General features: G+C 37.0%; 19 protein-coding genes and 3 tRNA genes. 7 read left to right on the plus strand and 15 right to left on the minus strand.

Annotation, left to right across the window (positions count from 1 at the left end; genetic code table 11):
- Positions 1-127 precede the first annotated feature (127 nt).
- The 8 genes from EV142_RS09680 to nirB all read right to left on the minus strand — a co-directional run bounded on the left by EV142_RS09680 (position 128) and on the right by nirB (position 10,222).
- Positions 128-496: a hypothetical protein gene (locus EV142_RS09680; RefSeq protein WP_132034923.1), complete on the minus strand. Its 369-nt coding sequence runs from the start codon at positions 494-496 to the stop codon at positions 128-130.
- Between the two features lie 136 nt (positions 497-632).
- Positions 633-1,889, minus strand: a complete 1,257-nt coding sequence (locus EV142_RS09685) for an alginate export family protein (protein WP_132034925.1) — start codon at positions 1,887-1,889, stop codon at positions 633-635.
- Between the two features lie 79 nt (positions 1,890-1,968).
- Positions 1,969-3,447, minus strand: coding sequence for an MFS transporter (locus tag EV142_RS09690; protein WP_132034927.1), 1,479 nt, complete (start codon positions 3,445-3,447; stop codon positions 1,969-1,971).
- Positions 3,448-3,614: 167 nt separating this feature from the next.
- Positions 3,615-4,274 carry a response regulator transcription factor gene (locus EV142_RS09695; protein ID WP_132034929.1) on the minus strand — a complete coding sequence of 220 codons (660 nt, stop codon included), beginning with the start codon at positions 4,272-4,274 and terminating at the stop codon, positions 3,615-3,617.
- Positions 4,275-4,592: 318 nt separating this feature from the next.
- Positions 4,593-6,398 carry a sensor histidine kinase gene (locus EV142_RS09700; RefSeq protein WP_132034931.1) on the minus strand — a complete coding sequence of 602 codons (1,806 nt, stop codon included), beginning with the start codon at positions 6,396-6,398 and terminating at the stop codon, positions 4,593-4,595.
- Positions 6,399-6,463: 65 nt separating this feature from the next.
- Positions 6,464-7,048, minus strand: coding sequence for a DUF4202 domain-containing protein (locus tag EV142_RS09705; RefSeq protein ID WP_132034933.1), 585 nt, complete (start codon positions 7,046-7,048; stop codon positions 6,464-6,466).
- Positions 7,049-7,252: 204 nt separating this feature from the next.
- Entirely contained in the window at positions 7,253-7,630 is a 378-nt protein-coding gene (gene nirD / locus EV142_RS09710; RefSeq protein ID WP_132034935.1) for a nitrite reductase small subunit NirD, read from the minus strand.
- A gap of 78 nt (positions 7,631-7,708) precedes the next feature.
- Entirely contained in the window at positions 7,709-10,222 is a 2,514-nt protein-coding gene (gene nirB / locus EV142_RS09715) for a nitrite reductase large subunit NirB (protein WP_132034937.1), read from the minus strand.
- A gap of 268 nt (positions 10,223-10,490) precedes the next feature.
- Between nirB and EV142_RS09720 the strand changes: the two genes are divergently transcribed.
- On the plus strand, positions 10,491-11,273 hold the full coding sequence (locus tag EV142_RS09720) for an META domain-containing protein (RefSeq protein WP_132034939.1): 783 nt from the start codon (positions 10,491-10,493) through the stop codon (positions 11,271-11,273).
- Between the two features lie 198 nt (positions 11,274-11,471).
- Here EV142_RS09720 and EV142_RS09725 read toward each other — a convergent pair whose 3' ends face one another.
- Positions 11,472-12,755: a DUF2130 domain-containing protein gene (locus tag EV142_RS09725; RefSeq protein WP_132034941.1), complete on the minus strand. Its 1,284-nt coding sequence runs from the start codon at positions 12,753-12,755 to the stop codon at positions 11,472-11,474.
- Positions 12,756-13,072: 317 nt separating this feature from the next.
- Positions 13,073-13,954: a LysR family transcriptional regulator gene (locus EV142_RS09730; protein ID WP_132034943.1), complete on the minus strand. Its 882-nt coding sequence runs from the start codon at positions 13,952-13,954 to the stop codon at positions 13,073-13,075.
- Positions 13,955-14,287: 333 nt separating this feature from the next.
- Between EV142_RS09730 and EV142_RS09735 the strand changes: the two genes are divergently transcribed.
- The gene (locus EV142_RS09735) at positions 14,288-14,995 is read left to right on the plus strand and encodes a class I SAM-dependent methyltransferase (protein ID WP_132034945.1); all 708 of its coding nucleotides are present in this window, start codon (positions 14,288-14,290) and stop codon (positions 14,993-14,995) included.
- Between the two features lie 101 nt (positions 14,996-15,096).
- Here EV142_RS09735 and EV142_RS09740 read toward each other — a convergent pair whose 3' ends face one another.
- The 3 genes from EV142_RS09740 to EV142_RS09750 all read right to left on the minus strand — a co-directional run bounded on the left by EV142_RS09740 (position 15,097) and on the right by EV142_RS09750 (position 17,013).
- Complete coding sequence (locus tag EV142_RS09740; RefSeq protein WP_132034947.1) at positions 15,097-15,375, minus strand: putative quinol monooxygenase; 279 nt, start codon at positions 15,373-15,375, stop codon at positions 15,097-15,099.
- 2 nt (positions 15,376-15,377) lie between these two features.
- The gene (locus tag EV142_RS09745) at positions 15,378-15,983 is read right to left on the minus strand and encodes an NAD(P)H-dependent oxidoreductase (RefSeq protein ID WP_132034949.1); all 606 of its coding nucleotides are present in this window, start codon (positions 15,981-15,983) and stop codon (positions 15,378-15,380) included.
- A gap of 151 nt (positions 15,984-16,134) precedes the next feature.
- Positions 16,135-17,013: an aldo/keto reductase gene (locus tag EV142_RS09750; protein ID WP_238698699.1), complete on the minus strand. Its 879-nt coding sequence runs from the start codon at positions 17,011-17,013 to the stop codon at positions 16,135-16,137.
- 227 nt (positions 17,014-17,240) lie between these two features.
- Here EV142_RS09750 and EV142_RS09755 point away from each other — a divergent pair, with 227 nt between their 5' ends.
- Complete coding sequence (locus EV142_RS09755) at positions 17,241-18,086, plus strand: AraC family transcriptional regulator (RefSeq protein ID WP_132034951.1); 846 nt, start codon at positions 17,241-17,243, stop codon at positions 18,084-18,086.
- Positions 18,087-18,177: 91 nt separating this feature from the next.
- Here the strand turns inward: EV142_RS09755 and EV142_RS09760 are convergent, their stop codons facing one another.
- Both EV142_RS09760 and EV142_RS09765 read right to left on the minus strand, forming a co-directional pair.
- Complete coding sequence (locus tag EV142_RS09760; RefSeq protein ID WP_132034953.1) at positions 18,178-18,939, minus strand: NlpC/P60 family protein; 762 nt, start codon at positions 18,937-18,939, stop codon at positions 18,178-18,180.
- A 66-nt stretch (positions 18,940-19,005) separates the two neighbouring features.
- Complete coding sequence (locus EV142_RS09765) at positions 19,006-20,184, minus strand: acetyl-CoA C-acyltransferase (protein WP_132034955.1); 1,179 nt, start codon at positions 20,182-20,184, stop codon at positions 19,006-19,008.
- A 249-nt stretch (positions 20,185-20,433) separates the two neighbouring features.
- Here EV142_RS09765 and EV142_RS09770 point away from each other — a divergent pair.
- The 4 genes from EV142_RS09770 (at position 20,434) to EV142_RS09790 (ending at position 22,174) form a co-directional block, all read left to right on the plus strand.
- A tRNA-Ser gene (locus tag EV142_RS09770) sits at positions 20,434-20,517 on the plus strand.
- 15 nt (positions 20,518-20,532) lie between these two features.
- Positions 20,533-20,607, plus strand: a tRNA-Pro gene (locus tag EV142_RS09775).
- Between the two features lie 30 nt (positions 20,608-20,637).
- Positions 20,638-20,711 (plus strand) — tRNA-Arg (locus tag EV142_RS09780).
- 602 nt (positions 20,712-21,313) lie between these two features.
- Positions 21,314-22,174 (plus strand): AraC family transcriptional regulator, encoded by an 861-nt coding sequence (locus tag EV142_RS09790; RefSeq protein WP_132034957.1) that lies wholly within the window; start codon positions 21,314-21,316, stop codon positions 22,172-22,174.
- Positions 22,175-22,410: the final 236 nt, after the last annotated feature.

Consider the following 22,410-nt stretch of genomic DNA (forward strand, 5'->3'; position numbering starts at 1 on the left):
ATGTAGAAAATTAGAATGTATTTATATTTTATTGGGGTTGAAAGTGAAAATCCGCGGATTGACAGCAATCAGTAACCAATTCCAATTGTTGGTGTGACCAGCGTTTCCGATTTTTCACAATCTTAAATTAACCAACAAGTTTTGTTATTCCGTTATTTATGTCAATTTCCGCGAAATTATGTTTTCCCATCACGATAAGTAGTTTGTTTGTATCATTATAACCTACATATCGTATTTGAGGTTCTCCAAGCTTTGGTTTTCCGCAAACAGAAATTACATTCGTTTGCCATTTCAACTTATTGCTTTTATAGGCAGATATGGTTTGCAAGTCATTTTCAACGTAGTAAATAATGTTGTTTTTTTTAATTCCTCTTTTTTGCGTTTTTGCAAAATTTATTTGCGAGTCTTTTGAAATTAAAGCATCATTGTATTTTTGAGGAATACCAGTTTGAGTTGCAATAAAAGTAAGCATTGATAATTTTAAAAATTGTTTCATAGGATAGAATTGGGGGTTCATAATCGGTTCAAATATAACCAATTAAATCGTATAACAATTTTTTGGGAAGTAAAAAAAATACCCTTTTTACGAAATGTGAAAAGGGTAAAATATAAATGTTAATTTTGAAGAAAAACTATTTTTTCCATGTAAAAATTCTGGGATTTACAGAAATCATCAACCACGCCCAGTTATTGGTATGTCCGGCATCTCCCTTTTTAAGAAATTCTAAGGTTTCTGATCCGAACATTTGCGAATATCCGCCTGTTAAGGTGATTTCTTTTTTGAAATTAAAGCCGGCAGTAAAGTCAACTTCAGTTCCTAAATAAGAATCAAGTTTTTCTACGGGTGTCATTACGTCAGCGGCAGATAAAAATACATGCGGCATCAAAGTAAATTGCCATTTGTTTACATTGTAATTTAATTTTACAAAGGCATCCTGTAAACCAACATTGTTTAAATGGCCTCCGCCTACATAAAAATAATCCATGTAACCATTAAAAGCGTGGTTCGTTCCAAAAACAGGATTAAAAGATTTAATAACAGTGCTTCCATCATTAGTGTTTTTTCCGGATAAGAATTCATACCCTAAACCAGCTTTAAACGACTGGTTTATATTGTACCCAAAATTTGCAGCGGCATTCCAGGCACTTACTTGTCGATCTGTACTTTTTCCAGTTTGTCCGTACAACCAAAAATTAGTGTCTATTTTAGCAGTTTTATAGGTTAAGTAAGGTCCGAAAGTTTGTTTGTAATCAATGAGTAATTTTTTATCGATATTGGCATATTCATAACCTGTATTCAACAATAAAAAACTCACTCCTAATTTGTCTAAATTAGCATGGTACCAGGCATATTGCATTGCTTTATAGTTCGCTACAGTATATGGAATCTGTAACGTATTTTCTGCATCAGAATTATAAGCCCCGCCAAAATCCAATTGTTGTTTTTCAGTATGAAATGAAAACGTTAATGCATCGTGGCTCTGTCCTTGTTGTGCCCAGTCGATTTCTCCCAGAATACGCTGGTTGTCGTACGAAAGTACCTGACGTCCCATTCTGACACTCCATTTTTCAGTTAAATCATATTGCGCCCACGCTTCGAAAACAGCAACACCATTTTTGTCAGCGCTTGCAGTAGTTGCAACATCTCCCCAGGTTCTGGTATTCTGAAAGGTGAGTTTTACCGTAAACTGATCTTGTTTGTAATTAAAATTTAACCGGGAACGCTGTGAAATCTGCGAAGTCCCTTCCTGTCCTTCCGGGAGAAGTGTTTTATATCCGTTTCGATATTCAAAACGAGGCCTTATCTGTAAGTTTACCTCTAATTCCTGACCCTGAATTTCGAAGCTTATTCCTATGAGTAATAAAATAATTAATTTTAGTTTTTTCATGATTAACGGATTTAATTTAGGGAGGCAAATTTTGAAGTTTAATGGCTTTTCTCTATGATTTAGAGCATAATCATTTGCATTATTGTCTGTCAATTACCTTTGCTAAAACGGGTTGTTTTTCATTCATGATCTTGGTGATGGTATAGTGCATCCAGGTCAGGCAAACGGCTGAAAAAATTAAAATAAAAATCCATGAACTGGACCAGATTCCGGTTGCAGTCAGTAAGTATCCGAAAATTATAGGTCCAAAGAAACCTCCTAATCCTCCAATCATTCCGACCATACCTCCGACAACGCCTACTTCGGTAGGGAAATATTCGGGAATATGTTTGTAAACTGCTGCCTTTCCAATTCCCCAGGAAATTCCGATTAGAATGACCAGCACCAGGAAAACCCACATATTGGCATCAAACTTTATGACGGTAATTCCTTTGGCCAACAGTTCTTTTTTCTTTACCGTCTGATTTTGTGCTACAACAACCTGCTGCCAGGAGGTTCTGGTTGGGAAAATGGAATTTTCGACATCATTTTCTTTTTTCCGGGCAATTGTAAATTCAGTTTCGCCAATCTTAATTTTTTCGCTGGAAACAGAAGTGATAATTCCTTTTTTAGTGGCAAGAACGCCGGGTCCCGTAGTTGTAATTTCCATTTTCGGAATCATCAGTAAAGCGCTTAAAATAACAGAAGAACTTAAAACCCAGTACATGACTTTTCGCGCACCGAATTTATCCGATAAATAACCTCCGAATGCTCTGATAACACCGGAAGGCAAACTGAAAAGCGTTGCAAACAAACCGCCCATTACTAAACTGGTCTGATACACATTCATGAAATTGGGCAACAGCCATTGGGAGTACGCTACAAAACAGCCGAAGACTAAGAAATAGTAGGCTCCGAATCGCCAGACGCGGGCACTTTTTAAAGACTGCAGCATTTGGGAAACCGTTTTGGTTTGATTTTCTATTTTTTTGTTTTTGGCGAAAATTAAAAAGGCCACTCCAATGACAAGAAGTGCAACGGCATACATTACGGGAAGTATTTTCCAGCCATTTTGCGGATCTTCTATCGAAAAGTGATTCAATAAGGAAGGAGCCAGAAAAGTCGTTATGGCGGCACCTGCATTTCCCATTCCGAAAATACCTAAAGCGCGGCCCTGCCATTCTTTCGGATACCAGATAGAAGTATACCCAATTCCGACGGCAAAGCTGGTGCCGACCATCCCAAAAAAGAAACTAAGTAAGGCAAACATAAAAAAACTATCAGCCAGGGGAAGTAAAAACAGCGGAATAGAGCAGAGGAGCAGTAAGAAGGAAAAAACGTATTTCCCGCCATATTTGTCGGTCAGGATTCCGATTGGTAAACGCATGATGGAACCGGTCAGAATCGGAATTCCAAGTAACCATCCTACCTGTACAACGCTCCAGTGGAAAATACCGTTATCGACCAAAAAGGTAACTAATACGCCATTTAAAGTCCAGCAGGCAAAACATACCGTGAACGCCAAAGTATTCAAAAATAGAATGTTGTGTGATTGTGATAAAGAGTTTGTGTTTTTCATAGTACTCAGATTTGTTTGATCAAATATAAGTACTATATAAGTATTAATACGTATTTAAAATTAAGTATTTTTATCTAAGTGAATAGATTTGCCAACATCACAAAATTGATTCTCTATTTTATTAAAATACTATTTTCACGAGGTGATTTTTATCTTTTATATAGAAATTACAGAAGCGAATATTCAGTTGCTTTATTAGAAAGTTCCATTAAATTCTTCACTTTCAGTTTTTTCATTAGATTAAAGCGATGCACTTCAGCGGTACGTTTACTAATATCAAGGGCTTCAGCGATTTCTTTGTTTCCTTTTCCGGACAATAAAAGCGTCAGAATCTCTTTCTCTCTTTTAGTAATCATCATTTCTTCGCCTATTGTTGGCTTAGGTTCTAAGGAATTGGAAGAATTGGTCAACTGATTGATCAGGATAGAGGAAATATCCCCGCTAAAATATTTTCCGCCTAAAGCAACCGTGTGTAGTGCTTTTAAGAATTCTTCTTTGCTTGAACCTTTCAGTAAATAACCGTCGGCTCCGGCTTTGATGGATTTAAGTACGTACTCTTCGGATTCGTGCATAGAAAGCATAATAATTTTCAGATGGTTATTATCATTTCTAAGTTTTTCTACTACTTCGATACCCGTCAGGTTAGGCATACGAATATCTACTATAAGTAAGTCGGGTTGGGCAGTAGCAATTACTTCAAGCGCATCAGCTCCGTCAATCGCTTCTCCTACAACCTCAATGTTTGCTTCGTTTTCCAGTAAAGATTTTATTCCATCTCTTACAAATACATGATCATCTGCGAGAACTACCCGAATTATATTGCTCATCTTTTACTTAATTTTGATTTTGAATGTTTACGTATTTTCATCTAAACAAGATGCTAAGATACGTAATTTTTGAATTTGAAAATGGTTCAATTTAGGAAATGTGATAATTAGAAAATTAGATAAAGTGGATAGTGTGGATAATTGGAAAACGGGAGAAGTGGATCATTAGATGGTTGAAAATTATTAAATAAGGATACTAAAAAATCAACGAATTATCCCTTCTAAAATTGGATTAGTAAAAAATGAGATATACTTAAAAATACTTAATCATCGCATCCTTTAATTATCGCATTTTCTCATTATCAAATTATCTAATTATCAGATAGGTATATTAAAAGTAATCCTCGTCCCTTCACCCGGAATAGATTTGATAAAAACGCGTCCGTTAATGTATTGGACTCTTTCCTTCATAAATAATAAGCCCATTCCGGATTGGCTGTTTCGTTTTTTGTCAACAACGCTAATGTCAAAACCTTTTCCGTTGTCGTCGACAATAACACTGAGTAAAGTCTGGCTGTGGGAAAGCTGGACAATAATATGGGAGGATTCGGCATATTTTATGGCGTTGTTAATCGCTTCCTGCGTAAGACGGTAAATGTTGATTTCTATTAACGAATCTAAACGCTGGTCGAAATCGGTTTTATTGTAAAAGAGGATTTCTTTCCCGGTCAGTTTTGAAAGTTCCTGCGTTAGTTTCGAAAGGGAGGAAACAATACCGTGATCGCTTAATTCGGGAGGCATTAAATTGAAAGTGGCCGTGCGGACCCCTTTGATGATATCGAGAGATAGTTTTTTTAAATAGTCAATTTTCTGGGCCGATTTTTCTTTATCCTCCAGATTGATGCTTTCCAGACTAAATTTCAAACCCGTAAGCATCTGCCCAATCCCGTCATGAATTTCTTTGGCAATCCGGTTTTGCTCGTTTTCCTGATTTTCGACAATTTTGCTCGAAATAATCTTTTGCTGGTTGATTTTTTCGGTGCTGTTTTCAATATTCAGTCGTTCTACTTCGCGTTGTGCTTTTTTGCGTTCCGTGATATTAAAACAAATAATTAAAAGCTCTGATTCCTCTTTTTTGATGGTCACCGGAACCATAGACAGATCCAGCCAGATATTCTGTCCTTCTTTATTAATGATATTAATTTCACCCTGCCAGCCGCTGCGCTGTTTCTCAGAAATAAGGCGGTCTATGTTCAGCTGCTCCTTCTCCTCTGTGGTTAAAACGTGTGAAAATGTTTTGTGCGAAGAGAATTTGGTGTAATTTAAAAGTTTGGCAAATTTTTCCCCAATATGAATGATAGAGCCGTCAGGCGCAATGCGGCAATACAAAAGTGTATTTTCCATTGCATAATTGAGCGATTTTAATTCTTTAACCGAGTTTTCTTTTATCTCACTAATGATTTCAGTATCGTACGCCAGTTTTAAAGCTTTCTTTTCAGAAGATAAAAGCTTGGCAATGAGTTTCTCGATTTTTTTATTGGTAGGTCTGAAGATGAAGAAAAACTCCATCAGCAGCACAAATAGGGTAAAGGCAAAAATCCAGTATTCTGTTTTACGCTGCTCGGTCACTTTTTCGTGCGCTTCAAGATCATACTGGCTCACGATTTGGTTCATTTTCGAAAGAAAAATGCCTTCACTTTTCAGGATACTTTGAACTAACTTTTGATTATCTGCCAGTGTTTGTTTATCTTTTAAATTTAGCAGAAACGAATCTGTGTCCTTTGAAATACTATTAAAAATCGGATTGATGTCTGCATATAATTTACGGAGCGTTTCGCTTTTTTCTTTTGGGAAAGCCAAACTGTCGCTGCCGTTTTTGAGTGCATTTTGTGTGGTTTTCCAAAGTTCCAAAACACGCTTCAAATGCAAAATTTGTCTGGTAGATGCCGTATCAGAAACATAATGTAAAATCAACACCTCTTTGACAATTTTCTGACTCAGCATTCTTTGCTTCCCGGAGATATTGATGATTTTAGAATCGCTTAACTGTTGTTTTAGGTTGTATTGCACTAAAACCTGACTCAAAATGATGGTGATCGCAATAGTCCAAAGCGCAAAAAAATACAGGCGGCGTAAATTTTTGAAAGTAATTTTATCTGCGGCCTCCTGATTGCTTTTTTTCATTCGAAGATATGATTTGTCTTTTCTAGGAAAATGGAATTTGCTTTTAGCTTATTTCATTTATGAGATTACAACCCTAAAGACGCTTTTATTAAGTTTAAGTTTTCTTCAGAGTAGTTGATTTTCAGGGCTTCCTGATGTCCTTTGTCAGACATTTTATCCCAGGTTTTTTTGATGATGTTTTTAAGTTTCTCTTCATCGTGTTTGTGAACAAACGGGTCGAGATAATATTCTAAAAATACCAGACAGATTACATCTTCCAGTAATTGGGTTTCGGCATCTTTTTTAAGTAATTTTTTTTCAATCAAAAAAGAAACACGATCTCTGAAAGCGCTTTCATAGCCTGCTTTTTCCAGTATTTCAGCGGTAGTTTTAGCGTGAAATTTTTTCAGGTCCTCTCTCCATTTCAAATAACCGACACGATCCATTGGGTACGATTCGCGTGCTACTTTCCATCGGCAGATATGCTGTGCTTTTGAAGCAATCTGAACTTCTTCAGAGGCTTCCGGTTCAAACTGCATCAGCCTTTCGTACATCCTGTTCGAATACAATAATTCTTTCGGATATTCCGTATTCTGATGGGATTCGATGTTAGGATCCTGCGCATTTTCGGCATCAATCCACTCGCTTGCTTTTTGAAAAGGTGTAGTCATTTTTTTGATAATAATAGATTTCAAAGATACAGAATTAACTTGTTCGTGTACATGTTTTCAAAATGTACATTATTGAGATTAAAGGGCTGTATTTTTTCCCGCAGATTTTGCAGATCAGGCAGATTACTTATAGCTTCCTCAAAAAAAAATCTGCTCCATCTGCAAAATCTGCGAGAAACAAAAGAACATTTGAGTTCAAAATAATCAATCAATAAAACCAACAAACACTTCGTTTTCCACGACTTTTACAGGATAGGTTGCAATTTTAAAATCATCGCCGTTCAGGTTTGTTCCATCGACCAGCGAAAACGTCTTTTTGTGCATTGGACAGGCGATTTTCGGAATATCATCTGCAGATCCGGTCATTCCTCTTGCTAAAACCATTTCCATTTTATGCGGACAGGCATTTTGGCAAGCGTACCATTCGTTGCGTCGGGTGAAATTGAAAATGGCGATTTGTTTGTTTTTGTATTTAATACAGCCGCCGCGATTGGTTGGAAAGTCTTCTACTGTACCCGCTTTGAACCAGGTCGTTGCATCCTTTAACTGTACGGTTTGGTATTGATTTAAAATTTCTTCCATTGAGATGTGTTTTTAATTTCCTGTTTCTTAAGAGGACAGCAAACGTTTTTGATTTTTTTTCTTTTTTTTTTGGAGCTTTTACGACCAGGCTTTTGGCATTTTCTGATCTCTCAGCGGAACAAAAACAACATTGTCGTCTTTCTCTTCAGAGTTCACAAAGTGGTTGAAACGTTTTAACAATCTTGGTTTTTCGAGCACTTGTTTCCATTCACATTCAAAAGTGCCTACTAAAGCCGCCATTTCAGCTTCTAAAGTTTCGCAGATTCCGAGGCGGTCTTCGATGATTACTTCTTTCAGATAGTCTAAACCTCCATCCAGTTTTTCTAACCAGGTGGCAGTTCGAATCAGCGGACCGGCTGTACGGATATAGTACATTAAAAAACGATCCAGATATTGAATGACGTTTTCTTTACTGATTTGTTCTGCCAGTAAAACAGCGTGTTTTGGGTTTGCACCACCATTTCCGGCGATATATAAATTCCAGCCTCCTTCAACAGCAATCAGCCCGAAATCTTTTCCACGTGCCTCGGCGCATTCCCGAATACAGGCCGAAACCCCGCCTTTTAATTTATGCGGAGAACGAATACCTTTGTATCGGTTTTCCAGTTCAATGGCAAATCCGGCACTATCATCCATTCCGTAACGGCACCAGGCATTTCCAACGCAGCTTTTTACGGCGCGAAGTGATTTTCCGTACGCATGACCGCTTTCAAAACCATTATCAATTAATATTTTCCAGATTTTTGGCAAGTCACTCAAATGGGCTCCGAATAAATCAACACGCTGGGCGCCGGTTATTTTAGTGTACAAATCAAATTGTTTGGCAACTTCCCCGATTACGATTAATTTTTCAGCGGTAATTTCACCACCGGCAACTCTTGGAACGACAGAATACGTTCCGTTTCGCTGAATATTGGCTAAAAACCGGTCGTTTGTATCCTGAGTAGTAACATGTTTATTAGCCGTATCATTATAAATACTGGAGAAAATGGAAGCGATTACAGGTTTGCAAACTTCACATCCGTCACCCGAACCATGATGATCAATAACATCATAAAAGTTTTCATATTTATTGATTTTTACCAAATCGAATAATTCCTGACGGGTATAATTAAAATGTTCGCAGATGACATCTTTTACTTCTTTGCCCAGTGATTTTTGTGTTGCTTTGACCAGATCCGAAACCATAGGTTTACAGCCTCCGCATCCAGTTGTTGCTTTCGTTTGTTTCACGACATCTGAAAAACCGGAACAGCTTTCGTCCAGAATTTTGCAGCAGATAGCTCCTTTGGTCACATTTTCGCAGGAACAGATTACGGCGGTATCCGGCAAATCCATAACGCCTCCTAAAGACGAACCTTCAGAACCGTCACGTGAACCTAAAATCAGATCTTCCGGATTTTTAGGTAAAGCCATTCCATTGCTGAAAATCTGAAAAAGAGAATTGTAATCACTCGAATCACCTACCAAAATGCCACCCAGCAGGGTTTTAGAATCTTTAGTTACATTGATTCTTTTGTAAACACCGCTTAATTTATTTTCATAGATAATAGCGGTAACATTTTCATTTTCGATAAAGGGATCACCAAAACTGGCCACTTCAACCCCAATTAATTTCAATTGTGTAGACATGTCGATGGTGTCTCTCATGGTTTTAGAACCCTTTAAGATTTGCTCGGCGGCTACATCGGCCATTTCGTAACCCGGAGCAACAAGTCCGTAAATGTTTTGATTGTAAAGTGCTGCTTCGCCAATTGCATAAATAGAAGGATCTGATGTCTGCATCTGATTGTTTACCACAATTCCGCCTCGTAAACCGACCTCAAGTCCTGAAACTCTGGCCAATTCGTCGCGAGGTTTAATTCCGGCAGAAATAACCAGCATGTCAACTTTTAACAATTCTTCATCGGCAAACATCATTCCTGTTATACATTCTTTCCCGTCAATATATTGGGTGGCTTTGTTAAGGTGAATTCCGATGTTAAGTTCTTCTATTTTAGACTGAAGCATGTCACTCGCGCCTTTATCCAGTTGTCTTGGCATTAATCTTGGGGCAAATTCTACTACATGCGGATTCAGGCCTAAATCACGAACTGCTTTTGCAGCTTCAAGACCTAATAACCCGCCACCCAAAACTGCCGCTTCTGTGGCACCTTTTTGTTTTATTTTTTTGGCGTAACCCATAATAGCGTCCAAATCTTCTATGGTACGGTAAACGAAAACGCCTTCTTTTTCTACGCCGTCAATAGGAGGTACAAAAGCAGAAGATCCGGTTGCGAGCACTAAGTAATCGTACTGATGTGTTTTTTCTAAATGCGTATGTATGGTTTTATCTTCCCGGTTAATATCTGTAATTAGTTCGGAAGTGTTTAAAGTAATATTGTTTTCTAAGTACCATTCGCTGGTTGATAGCGATAAGTCATCTGCTGTTTTTCCTCCGAAATATTCGCTTAAGTGAACCCGGTCATAAGCACGCCTCGGTTCTTCACCAAAGACAGTAATCTGATACTTTTCCTGTCCTGATTTTGCAATGAATTTTTCACAAAACTTGTAACCCACCATTCCGTTCCCAACTACTATTACTTTAATCATAGCTTCTTTAATTAAGTATCACTAGGCAAATATAAGTATTTATACTTATAAAAATACGTATATATTTTTATTTTTATACTATTTAACGGTTTATGTTACTACGTATATTGTCGTAATCTTTTACGTAGTGGGGGTTGAGAGAATTTATACCGGGAGAAATATTGTAAATTTGAAAAGATTCTAAATAAAGTTTTCGAAAAAATGTTGTAAATTCATAAGAATTTTACAGCTGTTTTATTTCTGTAAAATCTGTCTTAATATAAATGCTATGAAAAAATTACTTTCAGTATTGCTATTGCTTTCATTAATGCCAGGTTGTAAATCTACAGCCCTAAAAAATTCAGACACAAAAGAAACTACTTCTGAATACGGAACCCAGGAAGATCAAATGAAGTATTATTTTACAGCAACGGGAAACGAGCCATTTTGGGGATTAAAAATGGGAAGGGAAGGTATTGAATTTACCTCTTTAATCACAGGGAAAGAAAAGTTTATTTTTCCGGCAAGTGAGGCCATAAAAGCGATGGATGCCAATGTAAAAATGTATAAAGTTGTTAATGAAACAGCGACTGCCACAATTTCAATTCAGCATATGGAATGTCAGAATTCGATGTCCGGAGCCATTTCTCCCTATAAAGTGTCAATAGAAATAAAAAATAATACGGAACTTAGTTTTACAAAATTAGAAGGCTGCGGCCATTATAATACGGATTATCGCCTTCATGATATTTGGGTTTTAGAAGAACTAAACGGATTTAAAGTTTTTGTAACCGATTTTCAAAAGGAATTACCAAGGATCGAAATCAATGCTGCGGAAAATAAATTTATGGGTTACGGAGGCTGTAATGCAATCAGTGGCAGTATTTTTTATGAAAAAGAGGTACTAAGATTTTCAAAAGTGATTTCGACCATGATGGCTTGCGCTCCCGGAAATAAAGAAGATCAAGTTATTAAAGCACTGCAAAATACCAACACATATACTATTGGCAATAACAGATTAACGCTTTCCAATCCTTCCGGGAAACTTTTGGTTTTTAGGAAAGTTGATTAGATTAACTTGATTTTAATGTTTAGTTTATCATTCCGAGGAACGAAGGAATTTCATCCGGTATTCGCCAACAGGGCGTGTTTATTGCATGAGATTCCTTCGCCAGAAATGACAACAGGATTATTATAATTCGATCAAAACAGGAAAAAAATAAGTGTTGACCAGTCCAATCCGTAAAACCCGTGTACAATGAATCACGTATTATTCCAACAATTCCTTAGAATCTTCCTCTTTATCGTCTTCAATAAAATCCAATTCTAAAGCCCTGACAGTCTGAACGGCATTTCCGGCAATACCACGAATCGAACCGTACATTCCCAAAGTATTATGAACCACTTTCTCGATTTGTTTTTCACGTTGTTTCCAAATACGCTGCATCGCTCTTTTTTCAGAATCAAGGTCACTTTGCATTTGAGTAAAGCCTTCTACAATTCCCTCCACCTGTAAGCGGAATTCGTTGCTGGTTAAAAAATCATACAACATCGACATTTTATCGCCTTTGTTTTCCTGCGCCTGAACCGCCTGACTTACCTGAATTAGCGATTGACGCAAAACAGCACTCAAACCTTTAAATTCTTCATACGTACAAATCCAGATTCCGTCGCGCATTCCCATTCGGTCCATTCCTGCAGGCATTACTTCTGTAACCAAAACACCGATATTGGCTCGTTTGGTTCTGATATCATTTTTGAATTTCTCAATCCACGCGGGTTGAAAAGCTTTGGTACGCTTGCTTTCGTAATAAATAGAACCGCAATTTTGTAATTCACGGGTATTTACAATCTGAAGACAATCTGCTCCGTTTGCGCCTTTTTTAACTTCGTCGATACTGTCTAGAGGAAAATTATTGGCCAGCCATTCTTCAATTGCTAATTCCATTACTTCGCCTTGCAATTGCATAGAACCTTGTTCCTGCTTGCGTTTCATTTCCTCAATCAGTTTCTTTTGGTCATCCGATTGTTTTTGGTATTCTTTTATTTTCAGCTCGTTTTTTTCTTCTTCCTGTTTACGGATTTTATCTCTTTCTAAAACCAAAGTGGCATTGAGCTGTTTTTGTGCTTCCGCTTCTATGGCGCCTTTCATTTCCAGTTTTTCACGCCGTAATTTGGCAATTTCACCTTCCATTTTGTTAAGTTCGCGAAGCTTTTCCGATTTCTCCGAAAGCTCTTTTTCCATAGCCAGTAAACGATCTTTGTTTTCTTCATCGAGTTTGGTTTTCAGCTTTTCGGTAATTTCTTTTTCGGCTACCTTTTTCTCACGTTCCAGACGTTCTGCAAATAGTTCGTTTTCCTGTTTCTTTTTGGCTTCAAATTCTAATTTGGCTTTTTCGAATTGCTCATTTTTAAGCTCCAGTTCTCTTGATTGCGCATTGGCCTTCTGTTGGAATTCTTTACGAATACTGTCTTCTAACTGATGTTTCAGGATGTCATTGACATCGATAGTTGTTCCACAGTTTGGACACTGAATTGAAGATTGCTCCGCCATTTTTGTTGATTTTATTTAAGTACTATAATAATCTGCTAAGGTATTTAAAAGTTCATTCTTTTCAAGTGATTTCAATGTGATAAATTGTAACTTTTTTGCCACGAATTTCACAAATTTCCACAAATTACTTTATGTTTTTCTTTCCTAACAGGATGCAATTTAAAAGCTTTTTGCAAGTAATTTTTACGGTTTTCCTTTTTTTAAGATGTTTTAAAAAAGCTTTGAATGAATCGCTCAAAGACAAACTATACACATCATCAAATAACTAAAATAAACTTTGCGAGTTTACTAGATTAAATTATAAAGCAGCGTTAGCGTCAACTATTTTTCTTCAATAAAAAATCGACAGCTACTTTTGTGATTTCAGATTCATCTTCTTTCGCGGTGATTAAGGAAACATCGGTAAACAGATTGACCTTTTTCAATTCAATAAAACCCATTTCGGGATCCGTATTGTTTTTGGCAATATTCGAAGGAACAATCGAAATTCCCAAACCATTTTTCACCAGCTGTACAATCGAATTGATATTATTGGATTCGTGGGCGACTTTTGGTGTAAAACCATAAAAAGCGCAAAGTTCCAGTAAAACTTCATGATAATGCGGGGCGTACTCTTTGTTAAAAAACACAAAAGTTTCGTCTTTAAGACTTGAAATCTCTTCCTCAGCATTAATTTGGAGATTACTTTTGTTATAAACGACCGAAAATCCGTCCTGAAACCACAATTGCGATTTTATTTTAGGCGATTTTATGGGCGACCGGATAATCCCCAAATCAATTTTCCCCTGCTCTAAAGCTGCAATTTGTTTGGTGGTGGAAATTTCGAAAAGCTTGAAATTGACATAGGGAAATACTGCTTTTAAGTTTTGTATCAATTCTGAAATTACACCGGAATAAATCGAACTGATATAAGCAATCCTGAATTCTCCTGAAATGTTTTGAGCTATTTTCTGAGTTTTACTTGTAATTTGATCCAGGTGCTGAAAAAGGGCTGTCACTTCTTTTTCGAAATATTTTCCGGCTTCGGTCAGTTCTGTTTTTTTATTATTCCGATTGAATAATCGTGCTCCTATTTCCGTTTCTAATTCAACGATTTGGCGGCTTAAAGGCGGCTGTGAAATGCAAAGTTTTTCAGCTGCCTTCGTAAAGTTTAATTCTTCGGCTACGGCCAAAAAGTATTTGAGATGACGTAATTCCATAAATACCTGTTAAGTATTAATAATTGACAAAATAAGTATTTTTAAAGTATATATGAAAGAAATACTTTTACCAAAAAAATAGTGCCCACAGGTTTTACGGATTTTATGGGTTTGCACGGATTTTTTTAAGTGCCGCGTGCTATTTTTTGCCACTAATTTCACGAATTAGCGCGAATTTTAAAAACAAGTAATTAGCGAAAATCCGTGTAATTCGTGGCAAAAGAAAATCTTTTTTAAATTCTTATCCCGATATCTATCGGGAGTGACAAAAAGATCCGTGCTAACCCGTTTAAACCCGCATCATCCGTGAGCTTTAAAAAAAAACTAACAACCATGAAAAAATCAACTATTGAAGAAATCAGAACACGTTTTGACAATGATGTCGAACGATTTTCAAATTTAGAAACAGGCCAGGTTGCCACCATTGATGCTACAATTTCCTTGGAATTAATCACGGAAGCCTCGAAAAGAATTGTTCCGAATGCTAAAAATGTCCTGGATATTGGCTGTGGAGCCGGAAATTATACTTTAAAGATGCTTTCCAAAGTTTCCAATTTAAATTGTACGCTGGTCGATTTGAGTTTGCCGATGCTGGAAAGAGCTCTTGATAGAGTATCTAAAGAAACGGACGGCACAGTAGAAGTAAAGCAAGGCGACATCCGCGAAGTAGATCTGCCCGAAAATCATTTTGATATTATTCTGGCCGGAGCGGTTTTACATCATTTGCGTGATGATTCGGATTGGGAAACTACTTTTGCTAAAATATTCAAATTATTAAAACCCGGAGGTTGTTTTATGATTTCGGACCTGATCACACAAGACACTGAATTATTAAATGAATATACCTGGCAGCGTTACGGCGATTATTTAGAAGGAGTTGGCGGTGCGGAATACCGACAAAAGGTATTGGACTACGTAGAAAAAGAAGATACACCCAGATCCATGAATTACCAATTGGATTTGATGAAGAAAGTTGGTTTTACAAGCGTCGAAATTTTACACAAGAACATGTGTTTTGGTGCTTTTGGGGGAATTAAATAAAATTAAAGCCACGAATTACATGAACTTACACGAATTTATTTTCCACTTTTTAAAATTTTTAATTCGTGTAAGTTCATGTAATTCGTGGCTAAAAAAAAACTTTATAAAATTTGTGTCGTTTTATACACCTGAATGGGAGTTGCTACCAACGCTTCACTTTTAGCAATAAAATCAAGTAAATACGGTTGCTGGTTGTGTATGTCAAGACCTGGCTGATCTTGCCATTCTTCCCAAATAATAAAATTATTTTCAGTTGCATGAAGGTCATAACGTATACAGGCTGCTTCTTTTCTTGTTTCGGTAACCAAAGAATGTAACATGTTTTGTAGCTGTTCTGTATTTTCCGGTTTGCTGTTAAAAATTGCTGTAATGGAAATCATGATTATAGGTTTTTAAAGGTTTGTTCTAAATGACTGGTGTAGTTTTTCTTAAAGATATCGATGTTTGCTGCAGTAGCGCCTTTTTCGACATCGTGAAAATGAAAACCGTCCAATTTTTGCATTCCTGTAAATTTATTCATTTTATGAAAACCAAACATTGCCCCGTCGTCTACTGATGTTTCTTCAAAGAATTCTCCGGGAAGGGTAAAGGCCGTTGCAGGTGCATTCCAGCTTGTGGTAAGCATGTATTGGCGTCCGTGTAAAAGTCCTCCGGTTCCGTAATTGATGTCCGGATTTGTTCTGGTTCTGCCGTCACTTTTGTAAATTCCTTTATTGTGTCCGGCTGTGAAAACGTCGTCAATGTATTTTTTGAAAAGATTGGGTAATTGAAACCACCAAATTGGGGTGTGATAAATGATGACATCTGCCCAAACGAATTTTTCAACTTCTTCATTAAGGACAATTTCTTCTTTGATACTGGTTGTTTTAATTTCGAATTTCTTAGTACTGGTCAGGTATTCGATTGTCCAGTCGGTAACGGTCTGATTGAATTTTCCGCCTGAATGAGCAAAATTCTGCCCTCCGTTGATGATAAATATTTTCTTCATGATGTAAATGTTCTTCTATATTTGTGAGTTTGTGTGAGGGATAGCAGCGATATCCTTTTTGTTTTTTCTTTAAAAACAAAAAGATTTAGCGGATAGCCCGACCCCGCGCCCGAGGCTTCGGGATTGCGGGGTCACACCCTAATTATTGGTGTTATTTTAATTTTGAAATCGCCTGATTGATGAATTCTAATTCTGAAACCGAAAGATCAAAATTCATTGCTTTTGCATTAGCAATGGCCTGTTCTGCATTTCTGGCTCCGGCAAGCACAATGGTAATTCCTTTTTGTAAAGTGGTCCAGCGTAAAACCAATTGCGCTAAACTGGCTTCTTTGGCATGTGCTAATGCACTTAATTCCTCGACCAGCGTTTTTACTTTCTGAAGATCGAACTGACCAAAATAACCATTTCTGTGATCGTTGTCTTTTAATTTGCTGTCCGTGAAATATTTTCCGGTCAGTAAACCTCTTTCCATAGGGCTGTACGCAATGATTCTGATGTTTTGGGCAACCGTAAGCGGAATCAAATCGGCTTCGATGCTGCGATTCAGCATACTGTAGGGAACCTGATTGGACGCTAACTGAATTGTTTTTTGTGCTTCTTCGAGTTGAGAAACGCTATAATTACAGACTCCCGCAGCTCTGATTTTTCCCTGTTCGATCAATAAATCCATAGTTTCCATGGTTTCCTGAATAGGAGTAGTGGCGTCCGGCCAGTGAATTTGCAGTAAATCAATATAATCGGTTTTAAGTCTTCTCAGACTTTCCTCAACTTCTTTGATGATATTTTCTTTGGAGGCGAATTTGTATACGGGTATTTTTTTTCCGTTGTCATCGGCATCAAAGAAAAATTCTCCTTTACCGTTATTGCTTCCGTCCCATACTAAACCAAATTTGGTCAGTACCTGCACTTTTGAGCGGTCTTGTGTTTTTAAAGCTTCCCCAATCATTTCTTCACTTAAACCAAATCCATAGAAAGGAGCGGTGTCTAAAGTGGTTACGCCGTTGTCAATTGAAGCGTGAATGGAGTCGATTGAATCTTTCTTTTAGTTTACGCCCCACATATTGCCGCCAATGGCAAATGCGCCGTATGTAATCGCTGATAATTCCAGTTCGGTAGTCCCTAATTTTCTATATTCCATGTTGTTGTATTTTGTGCTTAAAAAATTATGGAGCAAAATTATACCATTTTTACAACCTTTAATTTGTACATATTTGTGTTTTTTAGGTATATTTGCAGCCGCAATCAATTGATGTAAAAATGAAGAAAGAAAATTTATACGAACCGTTTACGGTTTCATTTGAAACACTGGAGGAATATCCGGATGTTGGAGATCGTCATAATTTCTTTGAACTGGTCTATATTTTAGAAGGAACCGGATCACAATGTATCAACAAAAATATTTTTACCTACGATGCGGGGCATATGTTTTTATTGACACCTGAAGATTGTCATAATTTTACAATTGAAACGAAGACGACCTTTTTCTTTTTGAGATTCAATGATATTTATCTGAAGAATTCGAGTTTGCAAAATGAAAATATTCAGCGTCTGGAATACATTCTTCAAAATGCGAATCATCAGCCGGGTTGTATCTTAAAGCTTGATTCGGATAAGTGTCTGGTAAAAGTGATGATTGAAGCCATTATGCGGGAACATCAGGATAAAGATGTGTATAATAAAGAACTGATTCAGCAATTGGTCAATACGCTGATTATTATTGTGGCCAGGAATATTGCGAAATATCTCCCGGAACAGGTAAACATTGGCTGCGAGGCGAAAGCAATGGATATTCTGCAATACATTCAGAATAATATTTATTATCCGGAAAGAATAAAAGCGGAATCGCTTAGTGAATATTTTGGAATTTCGAATACGTATTTAGGGCGTTATTTCAAGAAACATGCTAATGAAACGATGCAGCAATATATCAGTAACTACAAAACGAAGTTGATTGAGCATCGTTTACAATTCAGTGAAAAGCGCATCAACGAAATTGCCCATGAATTTGGTTTTACGGATGAAAGCCATTTCAATAAATTCTTTAAAAAACAAAGAGGGAATAGTCCTTCGGAGTTTAGGAAAACGATTCGCGTTAGTGCATAAAATTGGCACGCTGATTTAAAATTCTCTCGCAGATTTAGCAGATTCTTTTAAAGAAAAAATCTGCGTTATCTGCAAAATCTGCGGGAAAAAATTATATGATTTTCTTAATTACCCTTAGCTTATGTGTGTGTTTGTTTAGTTCAGGGTTGTAAATTCCTAAGTGGTCTAAACGGTCAATGCGGACTTTTCCACTGGCGTGAATGATGTAGTTGTTGTCCATAATAATTCCGACATGGATGATGTTTCCTTCGTCATTATCGAAAAAGGCCAGATCACCGGCTTCACTTTCTTCAATAAAACTCAAAGATTCTCCATCAAGCGCCTGTTGTGAGGCATCACGGTGAATTTTGTAACCATTTAATTTGTAAACCATTTGCGTAAAACCGGAACAATCGATTCCGAAAGGGGTTTTTCCGCCCCAAAGGTAAGGTGCATTCAAATACATAAAGGCAGTATTGATTAAAGCACTTTTAGGTTTTACACCGCTGGTTTTGGTTCCTTCGAATTCAAAATTAGAAGTATTGATTTCGCTGTTGTTCAAAAATGATAAAGAAGCACCAAGCGGAATGGGCAATAATAAATTTTCGGGCGCACTGATATAATCAATTAAATCAGCATTCAGGATAATCGCTTCATTGCTCAATTGCTTATAATTGGCTTCTGAAATAACCTGATATTGTTTGGAATCTACCCAGCCTTCATAATCATCGAACTGAATTTTTATTCGGGCCCATTGATTTTGACGTTCTACTATTTCGATGTGCTCTCCAAACAAAAGTTGTGTAACGATTTCACTTCTGTCACTTGGTTCAGATCGAACGGGTACTATGGCAAGGTTGCAAATTCCGAACATTTAGGGTAATTTATAAGTTTAAAATTAGGAGTTATTTCAAAAAATAACTCCTAAGATACTATATTTTTAAGCTCTTTCGATAACAATTGCCGAAGCACCGCCACCACCGTTGCAAATTGCTGCAGCACCGGTTTTAGCATTGTTTTGTTCTAAGACATTTAATAAAGTTACGATAATTCTCGCTCCTGAACATCCCAGCGGATGGCCTAAAGAAACGGCACCACCATTTACGTTTACTTTATCGTTATCAAGGCCAAGGATTTTTGAATTGGCCAAACCAACAACTGCAAAAGCTTCGTTGAATTCAAAATAATCAACATCTCCAATGGCAATTCCTGCTTTGTCTAAAGCTTTTGGTAAAGCTTTTGCCGGGCTTGTAGTAAACCATTTTGGTTCCTGGGCAGCATCAGCATATCCTTTGATAAAAGCCAGAGGTTTTAATCCAAGTGCAATTGCTTTTTCTTCAGACATTAAAACTAAGGCAGCAGCTCCATCATTGATTGTTGAGGCATTGGCAGAAGTAACAGTTCCGTCTTTTGTAAAAACGGCACTTAAAGAAGGTATTTTATCTAATTTTACATTGGTGTATTCTTCATCTTTAGAAACGATGATTGGTTCTCCGCGTCTTTGCGGAACTTCAACAGGTACAATTTCACTGTCAAATTTTCCGGCATCCCATGCATTGGCGCTTCTTTCGTAAGACTGAATGGCAAAATTATCCTGTTCTTCACGAGTAATTTTATACTCTGATGCACATAAATCAGCGCAAACTCCCATTGCGTTGTTATCGTAAGCATCTGTCAAACCATCTTTTTGCATTCCGTCAAGCATTGTTGCAGGACCAAATTTGTTTCCGTTACGCATTTGTACGTAATGCGGAATCAGGCTCATGTTTTCCATTCCTCCGGCCACTACAATTTCAGCATCTCCACAGGCAATTGCCTGAGCGGCGAACATTACAGCTTTCATTCCTGAAGCACAAACTTTGTTTACGGTAGTAGCGGCAACTTCTTCAGACAAACCTGCAAAAAGTGCTGCCTGGCGTGCTGGTGCTTGTCCAACTCCGGCTTGAACTACATTGCCCATGAAAACTTCATCAACTAATTTCGGGTCCAGGTTAATTTTTTGAAGTGCTCCTTTTATAGCGGCAGCACCTAATTTTGGTGCGGGTACGGTAGATAAACCTCCCATGAAACTTCCGATAGGTGTTCTAACGGCAGAAACGATAACAACTCTTTTGTTCATTTTCTGTTAATATTAGTTAATCAGGCAAATTTACTGTTTATTTGAATAAATTCAAATTTTGAGTCAATTTGTATCAAATAGGGTGGATTTTAAATTTAATATGAATTTTTTGTTAATTCTATTCGTTTGATTGTGAAGTGGTTTAAAAAAAAGATTGGAAAAAGATTAAAAAAAGCGCAGAAATAGTTGTGAGATATGGAATGTTGTCTTACATTTGCAACCGCAAAACAGGACACGTTCCTTGAGCTTGGAGAGGTGCCAGAGCGGTAATGGAGCAGATTGCTAATCTGTCGACGAGCAATCGTCGCCAGGGTTCGAGTCCCTGTCTCTCCGCATAATAATTGCCTTCGGGGTGTAGCGTAGCCCGGTTATCGCGCCTGCTTTGGGAGCAGGAGGCCGCAGGTTCGAATCCTGCCACCCCGACAAAACTTTTCCATAAGTTTTAAAACAAATGGACGCATAGCTCAGCTGGATAGAGCACCTGCCTTCTAAGCAGGCGGTCGAAGGTTCGAATCCTTCTGCGTTCACAAAAAGCCACTCAAATCGAGTGGCTTTTTTGTTTTAAACAAGATTGGTTTTTAGTAGCGTAGCTTAGCTAGATATAGCATCCCGATTTCTAAATCGGGACGGTCGAAGGTTCGAATCCTTCTGCGTTCACCAGACCTCCAAAAGATATTTTATATTTTTGGAGGTTTTTTTATTTTTAATCAATTGATTATAAATAAATTAGTATCTATTGTCAACTATGTGTTGTTTTTTGATATTTTTAGTCTACATAAACTCAAGTGATCTTCTTTATTTAGTACAAATCGCCACACCTTTGTATTTACTGCCTTTTGCGCGTTTATTTTATCAGAAACTAAAAATTAATTATCGATTTGCGAATATATGTATACAAATATGATGTAGAAGGACCGGTTTTTCTAAATTACTATAAATAGAATATTTTCTGCTTATAAATGGATGAATTGTTTAAGGACTAAAAGAGCAAAATATTTGGACTAAAAAGAAAAGTACTTTTTTCTTAGAGCTTGTATCTTTGTAACTGAAGTTTACGATATTGAGGATTAATTCCGAAAGAATTTCCAAAACAAAATCAAAACTGCTTTATAACTTTAATAGTTGTAGTATGAAAAAAATGATTAAAGTTCCAACTTCTTTAATTGGCTGCGATGCGCCACAAAACTTCCTGATGTTAGATGGCTGTTCTGTAATTGAGCAGTGCATACACAGTACTGAAGTTAAAGGAATCATGTATTTAGAACAGCATTTACTTTTAATTGTATTGGAAGGGTCCGTTGATCTGACTTATGGAAAACAGGAATATAAGCTTGGCAAGAATGATATGATTTTGCTGAAAAAAGCAACTGCCGTAAAGTATCATAAATTCGGAAATGCTGAAAATGATAATATTTACGATAGTTTTATGTTTAGTATCAAAGATGATGTTCTAAAGTCATTTTTATCAACCTCAGAAATTAAGGTGTCAAAACCTGAGGGAGAAATTAAGACAGGAGTTTATCCAATGAATGAATGTTTGGTTGCGTTTGCCCATTCTCTAAAGCCTTACTTTTTTGATCACTCTGTAGTTCATCCCGGTCAGCTTCGCCTGAAAATTATGGAATTACTTTATGATGTTGCAGAATGTAACCGAAATATGTTTCTACAAATTCTCCAGCTGCACGAGCCTGTAAGAACTGATATCCGTAATGTGGTAGAACAGCATTATGCCTCACCAGTCTCTGTTTCCGAGCTGGCTTATCTTTCGGGAAGAAGTTTGTCCAGTTTTAAAAGAGATTTTCAAAATATATACAATGTTGCACCGGCAACCTGGATTAGAGAAAAGAGATTGGAAAAGGCAAAAGATATGCTGGAAACTACAGCTTTGTCGGTTTCAGATATCTGTTATTCCTTAGGGTTTGAAAATGTCTCTCACTTTTCGAGAATATACAAAGAATTTCACGGCCAGCCGCCAAGCATCTCTCGTTAGCAGAGAATTTTAAAATTAAACTCTTTTCGCAATAGTAGAAAATAATTCAACTTCGATAAAATTTCCGTATTCAACTATTTGAATTACAGTCTTCCAACTTATTCTCAATTTCTCCTTAAAAGTTTTGATATCAAATCTTATTAATGGAAAAACTCCCGCATTTAATATTTACAATTCTAAAAAGGACTAATTAGTAAAATTCTTTGAGCTAATTAGAAAAAGCTTCGCGCTTTGGC

Origin of the sequence: Flavobacterium circumlabens (assembly GCF_004345565.1) — a bacterium.
Classification (GTDB): domain Bacteria; phylum Bacteroidota; class Bacteroidia; order Flavobacteriales; family Flavobacteriaceae; genus Flavobacterium; species Flavobacterium circumlabens.

What these genes read in the sequence shown, in the direction of transcription:
- EV142_RS09680 (WP_132034923.1), bottom strand. Translation starts at nt 496, where the DNA reads ATGAAACAATTTTTAAAATTATCAATGCTTACTTTTATTGCAACTCAA.
- EV142_RS09685 (WP_132034925.1), bottom strand. Translation starts at nt 1,889, where the DNA reads ATGAAAAAACTAAAATTAATTATTTTATTACTCATAGGAATAAGCTTC.
- EV142_RS09690 (WP_132034927.1), bottom strand. Translation starts at nt 3,447, where the DNA reads ATGAAAAACACAAACTCTTTATCACAATCACACAACATTCTATTTTTG.
- EV142_RS09695 (WP_132034929.1), bottom strand. Translation starts at nt 4,274, where the DNA reads ATGAGCAATATAATTCGGGTAGTTCTCGCAGATGATCATGTATTTGTA.
- EV142_RS09700 (WP_132034931.1), bottom strand. Translation starts at nt 6,398, where the DNA reads ATGAAAAAAAGCAATCAGGAGGCCGCAGATAAAATTACTTTCAAAAAT.
- EV142_RS09705 (WP_132034933.1), bottom strand. Translation starts at nt 7,048, where the DNA reads ATGACTACACCTTTTCAAAAAGCAAGCGAGTGGATTGATGCCGAAAAT.
- nirD (WP_132034935.1), bottom strand. Translation starts at nt 7,630, where the DNA reads ATGGAAGAAATTTTAAATCAATACCAAACCGTACAGTTAAAGGATGCA.
- nirB (WP_132034937.1), bottom strand. Translation starts at nt 10,222, where the DNA reads ATGATTAAAGTAATAGTAGTTGGGAACGGAATGGTGGGTTACAAGTTT.
- EV142_RS09720 (WP_132034939.1), top strand. Translation starts at nt 10,491, where the DNA reads ATGAAAAAATTACTTTCAGTATTGCTATTGCTTTCATTAATGCCAGGT.
- EV142_RS09725 (WP_132034941.1), bottom strand. Translation starts at nt 12,755, where the DNA reads ATGGCGGAGCAATCTTCAATTCAGTGTCCAAACTGTGGAACAACTATC.
- EV142_RS09730 (WP_132034943.1), bottom strand. Translation starts at nt 13,954, where the DNA reads ATGGAATTACGTCATCTCAAATACTTTTTGGCCGTAGCCGAAGAATTA.
- EV142_RS09735 (WP_132034945.1), top strand. Translation starts at nt 14,288, where the DNA reads ATGAAAAAATCAACTATTGAAGAAATCAGAACACGTTTTGACAATGAT.
- EV142_RS09740 (WP_132034947.1), bottom strand. Translation starts at nt 15,375, where the DNA reads ATGATTTCCATTACAGCAATTTTTAACAGCAAACCGGAAAATACAGAA.
- EV142_RS09745 (WP_132034949.1), bottom strand. Translation starts at nt 15,983, where the DNA reads ATGAAGAAAATATTTATCATCAACGGAGGGCAGAATTTTGCTCATTCA.
- EV142_RS09755 (WP_132034951.1), top strand. Translation starts at nt 17,241, where the DNA reads ATGAAGAAAGAAAATTTATACGAACCGTTTACGGTTTCATTTGAAACA.
- EV142_RS09760 (WP_132034953.1), bottom strand. Translation starts at nt 18,939, where the DNA reads ATGTTCGGAATTTGCAACCTTGCCATAGTACCCGTTCGATCTGAACCA.
- EV142_RS09765 (WP_132034955.1), bottom strand. Translation starts at nt 20,184, where the DNA reads ATGAACAAAAGAGTTGTTATCGTTTCTGCCGTTAGAACACCTATCGGA.
- EV142_RS09790 (WP_132034957.1), top strand. Translation starts at nt 21,314, where the DNA reads ATGAAAAAAATGATTAAAGTTCCAACTTCTTTAATTGGCTGCGATGCG.